The sequence below is a fragment of the Actinokineospora baliensis genome (assembly GCF_016907695.1).
GTDB classification, from domain to species: Bacteria; Actinomycetota; Actinomycetes; order Mycobacteriales; family Pseudonocardiaceae; genus Actinokineospora; species Actinokineospora baliensis.
Genome location: NZ_JAFBCK010000001.1, coordinates 5,366,472 through 5,382,192 on the forward strand (window position 1 = coordinate 5,366,472; position 15,721 = coordinate 5,382,192).

Below are 15,721 nucleotides of genomic sequence, written 5' to 3' on the forward strand. Positions count from 1 at the left end.
GCGTCACTTCCGCGCCACGCAGGTGACCGACAGCGGCAGCGGGTCGCCGGGCACCCGCCAGCTCCGCTCGCCGTCGGCGACCATCAGCGGGAGCCGCTGGCGGGCGTCGACCGGGACCTCGCGCAGCCGTTCGATTCTCAGCCCGGCGCCGAGCAGAGCGGTCACGAGATCGGCGACCGTCCACTGCCAGCTGTGCAGCGTGTGCGCGGGCACCGCCACCCGGTCGGCGAGCCGGTCGGCGTAGCTGGTGGTCATCTCCCGGCTCTCCTGCCGGTTCTCGAACAGCGACCTGGTGAGCTTGAGCTGGCCGTCGACCTCGTCGAACAGGGTGAGGACGGGGTGGATCTCCACGATCGTGACCGTCCCGCCCGGCTTGAGGAACCGCGCGACGACCCGCGCCCACCCGGCGAGGTCCGGCAGCCAGGTGAGCGTCCCGAAGCCGGTGAAGACCCGGTCGAACGTGTCGTCGAGGACCTCGGGGAGGTCGTACACGTTGGACAGCACGAACCGGGCGTCGACCCCCAACTCCTCGGCGAGTCCGCGCGCGGTGGCGATCGCGGTGGCGGAGATGTCCGCGCCGGTCACCCGGGCTCCCTTGCGCGCCAGGGAGATGGTGTTGGTCCCGATGTGGCACTGCAGGTGCAGCAGCGACTGCCCGTCGACGTCGCCGAGTTCCTCCTCCTCCAGCCCGCGCAGGGTGCTGCGCCCCTGCTTGAAGGTGTCCAACCCGTAGTAGGACGAGTCCAGGTGCGCCTGCGCGCGCAGGTTCCACCCCTGGCCGTTGGTCTCGATCTTCTCGCGGTCGCTGATCGCGGTCATGGCCGCACTCCTCGTGGTGTGCTGATCCGGACAGTCCTGTCGCGGGTGGACGGTGATCCGTCGAGCCCGCTGGTGGTGATCCGGTCGGGCCGGATCCTGATGAGGGCTCCCGCCCGCGTGCGCAGCGCCTCGGCGGCACCGCGGACCTGGAGCGTGCGCACCCGCCACGGCGGCGCGATGTCGTCGACGACGAAGGCCGCCTGCCCGGCGGAGTCGACGTGGGCGAAGGCCGGTGCCCCCGCCAACCCGCGCCACACGACGTCGATGGTGTGCAGGTCGGGGTTGCGGCGGTAGGCGACGGGTACGACGTGCGGCAGGCCCACCCGGTCGGTGGTGGCCAGGCGCCCGACGTCGTGTTCGTCGAGGAACCCCCGTTCCAACAGGGTGAACACCTCCGCGGCGGGGTCAGTCATCCTCGACCCTCCTGACCTTCCGGTTGAGGTACCCGACGACCGCCCCGACGAGCGGGAACAGCCCGCTCACCAGCAGCAGCAACGCGATGCCGCGGCCGTCACCCACGCCGAGCAGCCCGCCCGCACTGCCCGCGAGCGCGCCCGACTCGGCCATGGCGGGCTCGAACACGCGCTCCGCGAGGGGCCCGGCGACGGCGACCGTGCCGATCAGCGCGGTGTAGGAGATGGTGCGCAACGAGCCGAACACCCGGCCCTGCAGGTGGCCGGGCACCTTCTTGTGCCAGATCGCCATGCTGCTGATGACCCCGACCGACAGGCACACGTGCTGGACGAAGGTCCACACCGCCAACACCGGTACCGACGGGTTCACCGCGGGCAGCACCATCGCCAGTCCCATGACGATCCCGCCGCCGAGGACGCCGTGGATCCGGCGGCGCGGGCCGTCCCAGATGGTCAGCCACAACGCGCCCGAGATCAGCCCGACACCGCCCGCGCCGACCACCAGCCCGAGGTCCTGCGGGCTGTCGAGCTCCAGCACCAACGGGGTGGTCAGCGCCTGCGACGCACCGCCCGCGACGTTGAAGCAGGCGACGAACAGGAGCATGCCGCGCAGCCCCGGCTGGGACAGGATGTAGCGGAGGCCGTCGGCCACCTCGCGCAGGATGTGCCTGCGCGGGCCTCCCCCGCTCGGCCGCTCGAGCCGCAGCGGCAGCAGCGTCGCGATCGCGATCCCGAAGGTGATCATGTCCAGCACCGCGACCCCGCCGATGCCAATCGCGGTGACCAGGACGCCGCCGACCGCGGGCGAGGCCATCCTGGCGACCGAGGTGGCGAACTGCACCATGGCGTTGGCCCGGCCGAGCCGGTGCTCGGGGACCAGTTGCGGCACGGTGGCGAGGTAGGCGGGCACCAGCAGCGAGCTGAACGCCGCGAACGACAGGGCGATCGCGTACGCCGACCACACCTGCAGCGACCCGGTGCCCTGCAGCGCCAACAGCACCAGTGTGGTGCCCAGGCCGCCCGCGTTGGCCACCAGCATGATCGTCCGGCGGGAGTACCGATCGGCGAGCACCCCGCCGAAGGGCATCACCACGATCTGCGGCAGGAACACGAACAGGTTGAACAGGGCGAACTCGGTGACCGACCCGGTGCGCTGGAAGATCCAGACACCGAGCGCGAACTCGGTCAGCACCGAGCCGAGCAGCGACACGAGCTGCCCCGACCAGATCGTGCGGAAGGCGGCGGTCCCCTCCCCGGTCGGTCGGCGGTCCGACACCCCCGGCCCGGAGGTCACCACGCGCCCACCCCGTCGAGCAGCTCGGTGAGCCGGGCGCGCGGTCGGGCGGCGACGCGGCCGAGCACGGTGTCGATGTCCGCCCGCAACCCCGTGGCCGCCTCGGCCGTCCACCTGTCGACGTCGTAGTCCAGCGTCAAGGTCATCTCCTCGTCGTTCTCGATCATCTGCACCCCGATCTCGGCAAGGGTCCACCCCAACGGGAAGCGCACCAGCCGGGCCTCGAGCCCCCCGGTGGCGGCGGGCCAGCGCACCCCGAGGGCGCCGTCCCGGTGCAGGACCGCGACGGAGACCTGGTTCCCGGGGCCGACCGCACCGAACTCGTCCCAGCCGAGCCTGCCCAGCACGCCGATCGCGGGAGCCGCCTGCCTGCCCCGCGCCGCCCCCACCACCACCCGCGCTCGTTCCAGCAGTTCGCCGAACGCCGGGTCGCCGGTCCACGACAGCCGGGTCAGCATGGCCGTGGTGAAGTTGCCGACCAGGTCCTCCGCACCGTCCTCGCGGTTGACCACGTTGGTCGCCGCCACCACGTCCGTGGCACCCGCCCGTGCCGCCAACAGGGCGTCGAACGCCGTGAGAAGGCAGAGGTAGAGCGTGGTGCCGTTGCTCCGGCAGTACTCGCGCAGCCCGGCCGCGACCGGTGCGGGCACGGCGGACCGCAGTCGGGCGCCCTGGAACCGCCGAGGGGCCACCGAGGGGCCGGGCCGCCGCAGCGCGAGCGGGGCCCCGCCGCGCAGGGCGGTGGCGCCGTCGGTGAACGCCCGCGCGGCCTCAGGCGTTTCCAGCCATGCCCTGCGGCGTGCCACGAACCCGGCCAGCAGGTCGGCGGTGTCGGGCAGGTCGAGCGCGCTCCCCCGCGCCCCGGCGTCGTAGCGGGCCAGCCATTCCCGAGCGATGACCTCCCGGGACCGGCCGTCGCAGACCACCTCGTCCCAGCACGCGGCCATCAGGTGATCGCGCGGTCCGAGCGCGACGACGACCACTCGCCAGCGCGGGCCGCCTGCGTCGAACCCCGCTCGGAGGTGGTCGCGTACCAGTGCTCGGGCGTACTCAGCTCGGTCCGCTTCCGGTACGTGCTGGGCGTCAACCAGAGTCACGGGTGGTTGTGGGTCCGCCGCGATCCGGTGCACGGGCGCGCCCGCGACGATGTCGATCCCCGCGCGCAGCAGGGGGTGTCGCAGCGCCAGTCCGCGCCAGGCCTCGACCAGGACCTCCCAGCGCAGCTCACCGGTCAGCGACAGGACCAGTTCCAGGTTGCGCGCGCTCGCCGGTGCCGACTGGCAGCGCAGCCAGATCTCCTCCTGCTCCGGTGACAGCGGCCGCGTGTCCGGCCCAGCGGGCTTGGCGGCGGTTGCGGGGAGCACACCGACCAGCGCGCGGGTCATTCCGGCGATGGTGGGGTTGTCGTGCAGCAACGCGACCGGGACTCGGGTGCCTAGCCGGTCGCGCAACTCGGTCGCCATGGTGACCAGCAGCAGGGACCGGCCACCGAGCTGGTGGAAGTCCTCGTCCACGCCGATCTCGCGGTCCAACCCGAAGCCGCGCCGCCACACCTCGGCGACGACCTGCTCCACAGTGGACTCGGAGCGCGATGCTGCTCCGGCCACCGCCGGTTCGGGGTCGATCCAGCAGCGGATCCGCTCGAAGGGGTAGTGCGGCAGGCTCACCCGGCGGGCGCCGGGCGGGGTGACCGCGGTCCAGTCGACCGACCCGCCCCCCGACCACCGCTGGGCGAGCTCGGTCAGCACCGGCGGCGCACCCGCCGCTGGCGAGCCCGTCAGCGCGGCCGCGGCCTGGTCGTGGTCGTGGGCCACAACAGCCAGCCGGTGGGGCAGTTCGCGCCTGCCGGTCTGCAGGGTCCAGGCGATGTCGACGAGGTCCTGGTCCGGGTGCGCGCGCAGGTGCGTGGCGAGGTCGGCCGCCGCACGGGACAACGCGGCCGGGGTGGCGGCCGACACCGGCAGCACCACGGGACCGCTGCCACCACCCCGTTCGACCCGCGGCGCCTCCCGCAGCACGACGTGCACGTTGGTTCCCCCGATGCCGAACGCGCACACCCCGGCCGTGCGGGGTCCGTCCGAGGCCCACGGCCGCAGCCGGTCGTTGACGCGGAACGGGCCGCTCTCGAACTCGCACGCCGGGTTCGGCCGCTCGAAGTGCGGGGTCGGTGGCAGTTCGCGGTGCCGGAGGGCGAGCACCGTCTTGATCAACCCAGCGATCCCGGCCGCGGCGTCGAGGTGACCGATGGCGGACTTGACCGAGCCCAGCGCGCAGGACTCGGCGCCCGCGAACGCCCGGCTCAGCGCGCGCACCTCGATCGGGTCGCCCAGCGCCGTCCCGGTGCCGTTGGCCTCCACATAGGACACTTCGGCCGGATCGACCCCGGCGACCGCCTGCGCCTCGGCGACGACCTCGGTCTGCGCGCCGACACCGGGCGCGGTGAAGCTCGCCTTCTCCCGCCCGTCGTTGTTCATCGCCGACCCGAGCACCAGGGCGAGGACCTGGTCGCCGTCCCGACGCGCGTCGGCGAGCCGCTTGAGGGCCACCACCCCCGCCCCGCTGCCGGGTACCGTGCCCGCGGCCTTCGCGTCGAACGGTCGGCACACCCCGTCGGGGGCGAAGATCCCGCCCGGTTCGTAGCGGTAGCCCGCCCGTTGCGGGACGTGGATGGACGCACCGCCGACCAGGACCAGGTCGGACTGGTGCAGCAGCAGGGCCTGGCACGCCAGGTGCACGGCGGCCAGAGAGCTGGCGCAGGCCGCCTGCACGGTGATGCTCGGCCCGGTCAGCCCGAGGTGGTAGGACACCCTCGTGGCCAGGAAGTCCTTGTCGGTGCCCAGGGTCAGCTGCGACCGCGCGGCGGTGCGGACCGGACCGGGTGCCTGCGCGGCCAGGTTGCGCAGCCGGTAGGTGCTGGCGCTGACTCCCCCGATCACCCCGATCCGGCCCGCGAACCGGGCTGGGTCGCAGCCCGCGTCCTCCAACGCGGCCCACGCGCACTCGAGGAACAGCCGCTGCTGCGGGTCCACCAGCGCCGCCTCGCGGCGGGTCAGGCCGAAGAGCGTGACGTCGAACCCTTCGATGTCGTCGAGCAGCCCACCTGCACGCACGTGGTCGGGTTCCCGCAGAACGGCCTCGGGCACGCCTTCGGCGACCGCGTCCGCGATGGTGAACGAGCTGATCGAGTCGACGCCCCCGCGCAGGTTGCGCCAGAAGGCGGTGGTGTCCGGGGCGCCGGGGAGCCTGCAGGCCATGCCGACAACCGCGATGGCGGTGTCGTCGCGCTCGTCAGTGCTCACCCGCGCCTCCCCGTGTCCCGGCCACCCGCGACAGGGCGGCCAGACGCGCCGCGGCCACTTGGCGGGACTTGGTGACCCGCTGGGATGAGCGGTCCCCCTTGTCGAGGTGTGCGGCGAGCGCGGCGACGGTCGGGTGCGCGAACAGGTCAACGACCTCGACCGCGCGCCCGGTCGCGGCCCGCAGTGCGCTGTGGGCCTGGATGAGCCGCACCGAGTGCCCACCCAGCTCGAAGAACGTCTCGTCGAGCCCGACCCGGTCGACACCGAGGACGTGCGCCCAGACGCTCGCGATGGACTGCTCCAGTTCGGTCACCGGTGCCCGGTAGGGCGGGCGTGCCCTCGGCTCCACCCGCGTCGGGGCCGAGGGCCTCGGCGCGGTCGACCCCGGCAGCACCCGGTCGGGCGCTCGAACCATGGCCGCGAGAAGGTCCACCAACTCCTCGGCCATGCCCGACACGGTGTCCGGGTCGAACAGGTCGGTGCTGTAGTCGATCCGGCACACCCCGCGCGAGAACGCGAAGGACAGGTCGACCTGGGCACCGCCGGTGTCCAGGGTCGCGACGTCGAAGACGAGCCCGCCACGCAGGGCCACTGGTTCCGGGGGAGCGTCCTGAACGACGAGCTGCACCTGGAACAAGGGCGTCCTGGTCAGCTCCCTCGGCAGTCGGAGCTCCTCGACGACCCGGGCGAACGGCACCTCCGCGTGCTCGAACGCCGCCAGTGCGGTCGTGCGGACCCGGCCGAGCAGCTCCCGCGCGGTCGGCCCGCCGGAGAGGTCGACCCGCAGCACGACCGTGTTGGCGAAGAAGCCGATCAGCCCTTCCACATCGGGCGACCCGCGACCGGCGACCGGGGTGCCGACGGCGATGTCGGTCTCACCGGTGCGACCGCGCAGCAAGGTCGCCAGAGCGGCCAGGACCACCATGTAGAGCGTGGTGCCGGTCGCGCTCGCCAGGTCCTGGAGTCCGCCGAGCAGCGAGGGGGACAGCGTGTGCCGGTGGGTGGCGCCTGCCTGGGTCGGTGTCGCGGGGCGCGGGCGGTCCGCGGGCAGTTCCAGGGTGGGCACCCCGCTCAACGCCGCCCGCCAGTGCTCCAGCTGCCCCGCCATGCCGGGGCCCGCGAGCTGGTCGCGTTGCCACACGGCGAAGTCCGCGTACTGGATCGGTGGTTCGGGCAACGGTGTCGGGGCATCGTCGGCGTACGCCTCGTAGAGCGCTGCCAGCTCGCGCACCAGCACCCGTTGCGACCAGGCGTCCCCGACGATGTGGTGCGTGGTCACGGTCAGCAGGTGCTCGTCCTGCCCGGAGCGGGTCAGGTGCGCGCGCACCACCCTGCCCGCGGCCAGGTCGAACGGGGACTCGTCCGGCGTGTCCGCCAACTCCGGTTCCCAGGGCGGGTCGACGACCTGCGCCGCCCGCCCGCCCGGTGCCGGGAACCGGGTGCGCAGCACCTCGTGCCTGCGCACGACCTCGGCCAGTGCCCGGCGCAGCGGTTCGGGCTCCAGCGGACCGGACAACGTGAGCGCGGTGGGCAGCCAGTACGCGCGCGTGCCGGGCAGCAACTGCTCCAGGAACCACAGCCGCTCCTGGGCGAACGACAGCGGGGCGGGACCGTCGTCGCGGCGGCGCGGGATGGACCTGTGCCGCGCCCGCCCGGTGAGCCATTCGGCGAGCAGATCGCGTTTGGCCTGCGACAGCTGGGCCCGGCGCCTGTCCAGTTCGGACCGGTCACTCATGTCGGCTCCTCCGCGATGGCCTCGATCCGGTCCAGCAGCAGGCCCTCCACCCCTTCGGCCAGTGCGGCGAGGGTGGTCCGCTCGAAGATCATCGCGAGCGGCACGTCCACGTCGAACACGTCGCCGAGGCGGCCCGCGACCTGGGTCGCGACCAGGGAGCTGCCGCCCAGCTCGAAGAAGTCGTCCGCGGGGCCCGGCCGGTCCACCCCGATCACGTCCCGCCAGATCGCCGCGACCCTGGCCTGCACCGGGTCCTGCGGGCCAGCCGCACCTGTGGCCGTCGGCCCGCCGGTCGCCTGGTGCCTGATCTCCTCCCCGGCCCAGTACCGCCCGCGTTCGAACGGGTAGGTCGGCAACGGCACCTTGCGCCGCCGTTCCGACGCCGCGAACCCCCGCCAGTCGAGCGGGACACCCACCGCCCACAGCTTCGCCGTGGCCCTCAGCAGCACGGCCCGGTCGGGCGCGGTGTCCTCGGGACGGCGCATGGAGGACACCACGTGGTGCCCCGCCGCCTCGGTGTGCTGGCGCACCAGCGTGGTCAGCCCCGTGCCCGGCCCGACCTCCAGCACCGTCCACAGTCCCTCGGCCAGCACTCGACGCAGGGCGGCGGAGAACAGCACCGGGTCGCGCGCCTGCCTGCCCCAATGGGTCGGGTCGGTCGCCTGCTCCTGGGTGATCCAGTCGCCGGTGGCCGTGGACAGGTAGGGCCGCGTCGGCGGCCGCAGCCCGATGCCTGCGAGCAGGTCGACCAGCTTGGCGACGGCCGGTTCCTGTGACGCCGAGTGGAAAGCGTGGGCCGTGCGCAGCGGCCTGCAGGGGACGCCGTCACGGCTCAGCCGGTCTCGCAGCGCCGCGATGGCGTCTGGGCCACCCGTCGCCACGCTGTGCGCGGGCCCGTTGACCGAGGCGAGCTCAGCGCCCTCGGGCAGCAGCGGTACCAGGGCCTCGGCCGGGAGCCGGACACTGACCATGGTCCCCGGCGGGGTGTCGCCCATCAGTCGTCCCCGCGCGGCGACCAGGCGCAACGCGTCCGGCAGGTCGAACACACCGGCGAGGCAGGCCGCCACGTACTCGCCGAGGCTGTGCCCGATCATCGCCGCGGGGTCGACACCCCACGCCTGCCACAGCCGGACCAGCGCGTAGGTGGTCACGAAGATCGCGGGCTGGGCCAGCCAGGTGGGCTCCAGCGCCCGCACGTCACCTTCGAGCAGCGGCGGACGCAGGTCACGGCCCAGTTCGGGGACAAGCAGGTCGCAGCAGTGGTCAACCCAGTCGCGGAACACCGGTTCGGTCCGGTAGAGGCCCGCCGCCATTCCCGGGTGCTGCGCGCCCTGCCCTGGGAACAGCATCAGCACGGAACTGTCGCGGCGGCTGCCGGTCACCACCTCGTCGGCCCGACCGGGGAACCGCACGACCGCCTGCCGGTGGTCGAAGTGCTCGCGCCCCACCTGCAGCGTGTGCGCCACGTCGGCGATGTCCTGCACCGGGTCGGCGGCCAGGTGCGTCGTGAGCTCGTCGCAAGCACGCCGCAGCGCCGACGGTGTCTTCGCGGTGCTCACCAGCACAACGCCGGGCCTACCCGCTGATCCCGGCGCACGGGCGGGCGCTTCCCCCAGCACCAGGTGCGCGTTGGTGCCACCGATCCCGAACGCGCTCACCCCGGCGACGCGGGGGCGGTCACCGGCGGAGGCCCAGACCAGCGGCTCGGTGTTGACGTGGAACGGGCTCGTGGGCAACTCGCACGCCGGGTTCGGGAGCCGGAAGTGCGGCGTCGGGGGGATCAACCGGTGGCGCAGCGCGAGGGTCGCCTTGATCAGCCCGGCCATGCCCGCCGCGGCGTCGAGGTGGCCGGTGTTGGCCTTCACCGATCCCAGCGCGCAGAACCCGCGGTCGGCGGTGTCCGCGCGGAACGCCCTGGTCAGCGCCCGCACCTCGATCGGGTCGCCGAGCGCGGTACCGGTGCCGTGGCCCTCCACGTACTCGATGTCGCGCGGCTTCACCCCGGCCACCGCCTGCGCCTCCACGATGACCTCGGTCTGGCCGCGCGCACTGGGGGCGGTGAAACCGACCTTGCTCGAGCCGTCGTTGTTGACCGCGGAGCCGAGGACCACCGCGCGGATGTCGTCGCCGTCGGCGATGGCGTCCGCGAGCCGCTTGAGCACGACCACCCCGACCCCGTCACCACCGACGGTGCCGCCCGCGGCGGCGTCGAACGGGCGGCACCGCCCGTCCGCCGAGCCGATGCCGCCTTCCCGGTACCGGTACCCGACCTGGGGTAGCTGGATCGCCACACCACCGGCCAGCGCCGTGTCGCACTCGTGCCCCAGCAGGCTCTGGCACGCCATGTGGACCGCCACCAGCGAACTGGAGCAGGCGGTCTGCACCGACACGCTCGGCCCGCGCAGGTCCAGCTTGTAGGAGACCCGGGTGGCCAGGTAGTCGACCTCGCAGCCGAGGTCGGCCTGGATCACCCCGGTGGTCCTGGCCAGGTCCGCGTACCGATCCACAATGGACCTATAGGTGTTCGTGCTCGCCGCGCCGAACACTCCGACGAGCCCGCTGTGCCCGCTGTGCCCGCTCGGGTCGTGGCCCGCGTCTTCCAGGGCTGTCCAGGCGCATTCCAGGAACAGGCGGTGCTGCGGGTCCATGACCTGGGCCTCGCGCGGCGCGTAGCCGAAGAACTCCGCCGCGAAGTCCCCGACGTCGTCGAGCACACCGCGCCTGCGGACGTAGTCGCTGTGCGCCAGATCGGACTCCGGCACACCTGCGTCGAGCAGCTCCGCCTGGCCGAGGTCCCGGACCAGCTCCTCCCCCGCGCACAACGCTTCCCAGAACCGCTGCGCGGACGACGCGGCCCCGATGCGGCACGCCAAACCGATGATCGCGATGCCCTGATCAGCCACGGCGCTCTCCTCTCCGGCCACGCCCGGAGCTCGCGACCCTGCGGCCCGCTCGTTCGCGGCGCGCCCCCGTCGTGTCCGGCCCCTCGAGCCCGTCGAGCGCCGCGGCCATGTCGCGGACGGTCGGCCTGGCGAACAGGTCCAAGATGGACAGATCGGTCGGGAACGCCCTGCGCAACAGCCGGTGCAGGCGCAAGAGCAGGATCGAATGCCCGCCCGCGTCGAAGAAGTTCTCCGCGACGCCGACCTCGTCGCGGCCGAGGACCTCACACCACAAACCCGTGACCGCCAGCTCGATCGGGGAACGAGCGGTGTGGCCGCGGTGCTCGGGTGCCGTTGGGGCGCCCGACGGCACGGGCAACCCGGCGCGGTCGAGCTTGCCGTTGGGGTTGCGCGGCATGGCGTCCAGTGCGGTCAGCGTTGTCGGCACCATGTACTCGGGCAGCAGGGCCCGAACCGACGCGAGAACAGCCGCCGTCGTCGCACCCCGTCCAGGGAGCCACACGACGTACCCCGCGAGAACCGCCACCCCGGCGTCATCCCTGGCCACCACGACCGCGTCCGCCACCGCGGGGTGCGCGCACAGCGCCGCCTCGACCTCGGCGGGCTCGATCCGGAAACCGCGGACCTTGAGTTGGTGGTCGGCGCGACCGAGGTAGCGCAGCTTCCCGTCCCGCGCGCGGCGCACCAGATCGCCGGTGCGGTAGAGCCTGCCACCGTCGGAGAACGGGTCCGGGACGAACCTCTGCGCGGTCAGGTCCGGTCTGCCGAGGTACCCGCGGGCCAGGCCACCGCCACCGATGTACAGCTCGCCGACCACCCCGTCGGGCGCGGGGCGCAGCCTGTCGTCGAGGACTCGCAAGATCGTGTTGTCGAGCGGGTCGCCGATCGATGCACCGTCGTCGTCCACGAGCGTGGCCGTCGACCAGATGGTGGTCTCGGTGGGGCCGTACACGTTCCACAGCTCAGCCACCCGCGCCCGAAGCCCGGTCGCCAGGTCCGCGGGCAGGGCCTCGCCGCCGCACAGCGCGCGCAGCCCGGGGTGCCCCGGCCAACCGCTGTCGATGAGCAGTCGCCAAGTGATCGGGGTGGCCTGCAGCACGGTGATCCCGTCTCGGCGCACCCGGTCCGCCAGCGCCGTCGGGTCCAACGTCACCGCGCGCGGGTACACCACCACCGTCGCGCCCGCGACCAGCGGCAGGAACAGCTCCAGCAGTGCGATGTCGAAGGAGACCGGGGTGACCGCGCCCAGGGTGTCCGCGTCGCTGAACCCGATCCGCGCGCGCATCGCCAGCAGCAGGTTCGCCAACGCGCCGTGTTCGACGGCGACCCCCTTGGGAAGCCCGGTCGAGCCGGACGTGTAGAGCACATAGGCCAGGTGGTGCGCGGCGGGCGTGACCCACCTGGTCCCAGCCGGCCCGGTGGTGTCCAGGTCGATGACCGAGACACCCGCCGCCGGGACGCGGTCGCGCAGGTCGTCGGTGGTCACCACAGCCGCCACGCGCGCGTCGGCCGCAAGGTGGGCGATCCGCTCCCTCGGGTGGTCCGGGTCGACGGGCACGAACGCCGCGCCCGCCGCCAGTACCCCGAGCAACGCGACCACCAGGGCGGCCGACCGGCTCACGCAGACCGCCACCCGGTCTTCCGGTCCGACACCGGCCGAGATCAGCGCCGCCGCGACACCTCCGGCGCGGGCGACGAGGTCGCCGTAGGAGAGGTTCTCAGGTCCACACCGGACCGCCGTGGCACCTGGTGCGAGCCTGGCCCGCTCCGCGACCAACTCCACCAGCCCACGCCCGTCGCGCGCGACGTTGGCCCGCAGCGCCGCCGCGGAGATGGCATCGTGCTGCGCCTCGTCGAGCAGGTCGATGTCAGCCACCAGGGTCGTCGGGTGGCTGGCGAAGGCCGCAAGCACCCGCTCGAACGCCGCCGCCAACCCCTCCACGGTGCCCCGGTCGAACAGCGCGGTGCTGTACTCCCAGATCACCGTGATCTCCGCGCGCGGGATAACGGTGACGTTGAGGTCAAACTTCGCCGAACCGTTGTTGAGCGCCTCGGTCGTCCGCACCAGCAGACCAGGCACTGTCAGGTCCGGCAGCGGCGCGTCGTGGAACCCGCACATCACCTGGAACAGCGGGTTCCGGTTCGGTGAGCGCCGCGGTCGGACTGCTTCGACCACCTTCTCGAACGGCACGTCCTGGTGCTCCAAGGCCCCCAACACGACCTCGCGCACCCGCTCCAGCACCCGCGCGCAGCTCGGCTGCCCGGACAGGTCGACCCGCAGCGCGAGGGTGTTGAGCATCATCCCGATCAGCTGCTCGGTCTCCTTCCACCGCCGGTACGCCACCGACGAACCGACCACCACGTCGTCCGTGCCGGACCAGCGTCCGAACAGGCTGGACAGCGCGGCGACGAACACCAGGTACAGCGTCGCCGAGCTGTCGCGAGCCCTGGCGCGCAGCGCGCCGCTCAACTCGGCGGGCAGGGTCACCCGGATCGCGTCGCCCGCAAAGGTGGGGACCGAGGGGCGCGGGCGGTCCGTCGGCAGCTCCAGCGAGGTTGGCGCACCCGCCAGGGTCGCCCGCCACCAGTCCAGCTGTTCGACCGCGCGCGGGCTCCGCGCGAACCGCCGCTGCCACTCGGCGAAATCGCCGAACTGCAGTGCGGGCGGGTCCAGCTCGGCATCCCCACCCGCGCGGTAGCACGCCAGCAGCTCGGCGAGGAACACGGTGAACGACCAGCCGTCGTGGATGAAGTGGTGCTCGGCGTGCAACAGCACGTGCTCGTCCGGACCCAGCCGGTAGAGCGTCCACCGCGCCAGTGGGAGGCTCTCAGGGTCGAACGGCGTCCTGATCGCCGCGGCGACCAGCCCCTCCAGCTCATCCGCACCGACGTCCACCACGTCCAGCACCACCGGCCACGGCGGGTGCACCACTTGCACGGGACCGTCGTCGCGCTCGGCGAAGGTGGTGCGCAGGATCTCGTGCCTGCGCACCAGGTGCGCCAAGGATCGCCGCAGCACATCCACGTCGAGCGCGCCGTCGAGCCGGATCAGCGCCTGCGCCGAGTAGGCGGGGTTCCCGCCGGACACCTTCTCCAGGAACCAGACCCGTTCCTGGGCAGCCGACAGCGGCGCCGGTCCGGAACCGGGCGGCCTCGGGGTCGGCGGGTCGAGCGGCGGCGCGCCGGAGGGCAGCGCCTCGACAGCGGCGGCCACCCTGGCGACGGTGCGGTGCCGCAACAGCACCGTCTCCGGCACGTCCGCCGCCACCAGGGCCCGGAGCCGGGCGACCACCTTGGCCGCGAGCAGCGAGTGTCCACCGTGGACGAAGAAGTCGTGGTCGACGCCGAGGTCGGTGCGGCCGAGCGCCTCCTGCCACAGCTCAAGGAGCTGGGCCTGCAACGGGCTGCACGGCCCGCGCGCCGGTGGCGCCGATCCGTCGAGCGCCGCCAACGCCGCGCGGTCGACCTTCCCGTTGGGTGACAGCGGAAGCAGCGGGACCAAGACCAGTCGAGAGGGCAGCATAGTCGCTGGCAGTTCCTCGGCGAGGCGCTCGTGCAGCTCGCCGGGCGAGGTCGAGTCGGTGGCCGCGTAGGCGACGAGCACACCGTCGTGCGCGACCACCACGGCTTGCCGGATCCCCGGAAGGCGGAGCAGCGCCGCCTCCACCTCGCCCGGCTCGATCCGGACACCGCGGATCTTGAGTTGGCCATCGGCGCGGCCGAGGTAGCGCAGCCGCCCATCGGCGCCTCGCCGGACGAGGTCGCCCGTCCGGTAGAGGCGTTGCGCCGCGGGCGCGCCGCCCGAAGGTGGTGGGGCGAAGGGGTCCAGGACGAAGCGTTGAGCGGTGAGGTCCGGCTTGCCGAGGTAGCCGAGGGCGACGCCGGGGCCGCCGATGTAGAGCTCGCCGTCGTCGGTCGGCTGGAACTCGTCGTCCAAGACGTGGACGACGCAACCGGGGATCGGTTCGCCGAGGTCGGGTTCGCCGCCGTCGGGATGGCATTCGGCGACCATCGCCCAGATCGCCGCCTCGGTCGGGCCGTAGGAGTTGAGGAAGCGCCGCCCGGGCGCCCAGCGGCGAACCACCTCGGCGGAGCACGCCTCGCCCACCGAGGTCACCGATCGGAGGTGGCCCATGTCGGACGGGTCGGTCGCCGACAGCGCGGTGGGGGTGAGGATGGCGGCGGTCACGCCCATCGCCCGCATCGTCGCGCGCAGCGGCTCACCCGGTGTCAGCGCGGGCGCCGGGGCCAGGCACAGCGCGGCCCCGGCGCCCAGGGCGAGCACCAGTTCCGAGATGAAGGCGTCGAAGCTGGGGGCAGCCGCCTGCAGCACGCGGTCAGCCTCGGTGAGCTGGTGGACCACCCGGTGGGCCCGCGCCGTGTTCGCCAACCCCGCGTGCGAGACGAGGACCCCCTTGGGGCGACCGGTCGAACCCGACGTGTAGACCACGTAGGCCGGATCGCCCAGTCGTGCGGACACCGCAGGCGGGTCCGGCCGCCCACGCGGGCCGAAGTCGTCCTCGTCGAGCACGACGGAGGCTCCGCTGTCCTCGATCAGGTGCTCGACCCGGCGCGCGGGCAGCAGCGGATCGAGGAGGAGGAACGCCGCGCCCGCTTTGAGCACGCCGAGAACGCCGACCGCCGTGTCCGGTGAGCGATGTGCCACCACACCGACGACCACTCCCGGCCCCGCACCGCGGGACACGAGGTCGTGCGCGACGGCGTTGGCCCGGCGGTCGAGTTCCCGGTAGGTCAGCGTCGAGCCGACCGCACCGGGGTCCGTCCCAGCCGCTTCGACCACGGCCACCGCGCCGGGTAACCGGTCCACTTGGCGCTCGAACTCCCGGTGCCAGCAACCGGCGTCATCACCCGGGGTCGCCTGCCGGCCGGAATTGATTCTCTCGGTCAAGGATTCACGGTCAGATACGGCCACCGAACGCCTCCCCATCGCCGTTCCGCTCCCGGCCCGCCTCGCGCAACCAGAATCTGGCGTGACCATAGTGGCCGCAATTCGACGATGGAAAATGATTCATCCGATTACCCCACCAACAGCCCAATCGGCGGAGAAGAAGGCTACTGTCGGTGGCAGGACCAGGTGGGATGTCCTGGCCCCGCAGGGGGACAGGCACTCCCGAACGCCAGGGGACGATTCCGCTGACGTAGGTCCATGTGGCGTAGCTGAACTCCCTGAAAATATCGCGAAGCGTTCGACAGCGGATTGTCGCGGCACTCCGAGTAGCGGATCACGCCTATTTTGA

7 protein-coding genes are annotated in these 15,721 nt (G+C 72.9%); all 7 read right to left on the reverse strand.

The annotated features are described in order from the left end of the window. Positions 1–3: 3 nt before the first annotated feature. From JOD54_RS24410 to JOD54_RS24440, 7 genes are read right to left on the reverse strand one after another with little or no spacing between them, the layout of a single operon-like run. Entirely contained in the window at positions 4–819 is an 816-nt protein-coding gene (locus JOD54_RS24410) for a class I SAM-dependent methyltransferase (protein WP_204453489.1), read from the reverse strand. Beyond that, positions 816–1,232, reverse strand: coding sequence for a PNPOx family protein (locus JOD54_RS24415; protein WP_204453490.1), 417 nt, complete (start codon positions 1,230–1,232; stop codon positions 816–818). The genes JOD54_RS24410 and JOD54_RS24415 overlap by 4 nt, the downstream gene beginning before the upstream one ends. After that, positions 1,225–2,529: an MFS transporter gene (locus JOD54_RS24420; protein ID WP_204453491.1), complete on the reverse strand. Its 1,305-nt coding sequence runs from the start codon at positions 2,527–2,529 to the stop codon at positions 1,225–1,227. Before JOD54_RS24420 ends, JOD54_RS24415 begins: the two co-directional genes overlap by 8 nt. Then, on the reverse strand, positions 2,523–5,825 hold the full coding sequence (locus tag JOD54_RS24425) for a beta-ketoacyl synthase N-terminal-like domain-containing protein (protein WP_204453492.1): 3,303 nt from the start codon (positions 5,823–5,825) through the stop codon (positions 2,523–2,525). The genes JOD54_RS24420 and JOD54_RS24425 overlap by 7 nt, the downstream gene beginning before the upstream one ends. Further along, positions 5,815–7,560: a condensation domain-containing protein gene (locus tag JOD54_RS24430; protein WP_204453493.1), complete on the reverse strand. Its 1,746-nt coding sequence runs from the start codon at positions 7,558–7,560 to the stop codon at positions 5,815–5,817. Before JOD54_RS24430 ends, JOD54_RS24425 begins: the two co-directional genes overlap by 11 nt. Further along, a complete protein-coding gene (locus JOD54_RS35745) occupies positions 7,557–10,463 on the reverse strand; it encodes a type I polyketide synthase (protein WP_204453494.1) in 2,907 nt (968 codons plus the stop codon). The genes JOD54_RS24430 and JOD54_RS35745 overlap by 4 nt, the downstream gene beginning before the upstream one ends. Next, a complete protein-coding gene (locus JOD54_RS24440) occupies positions 10,456–15,372 on the reverse strand; it encodes a non-ribosomal peptide synthetase (protein ID WP_204453495.1) in 4,917 nt (1,638 codons plus the stop codon). Before JOD54_RS24440 ends, JOD54_RS35745 begins: the two co-directional genes overlap by 8 nt. Between the last annotated feature and the right edge of the window lie 349 nt (positions 15,373–15,721).

What these genes read in the sequence shown, in the direction of transcription:
- JOD54_RS24410 (WP_204453489.1), bottom strand. Translation starts at nt 819, where the DNA reads ATGACCGCGATCAGCGACCGCGAGAAGATCGAGACCAACGGCCAGGGG.
- JOD54_RS24415 (WP_204453490.1), bottom strand. Translation starts at nt 1,232, where the DNA reads ATGACTGACCCCGCCGCGGAGGTGTTCACCCTGTTGGAACGGGGGTTC.
- JOD54_RS24430 (WP_204453493.1), bottom strand. Translation starts at nt 7,560, where the DNA reads ATGAGTGACCGGTCCGAACTGGACAGGCGCCGGGCCCAGCTGTCGCAG.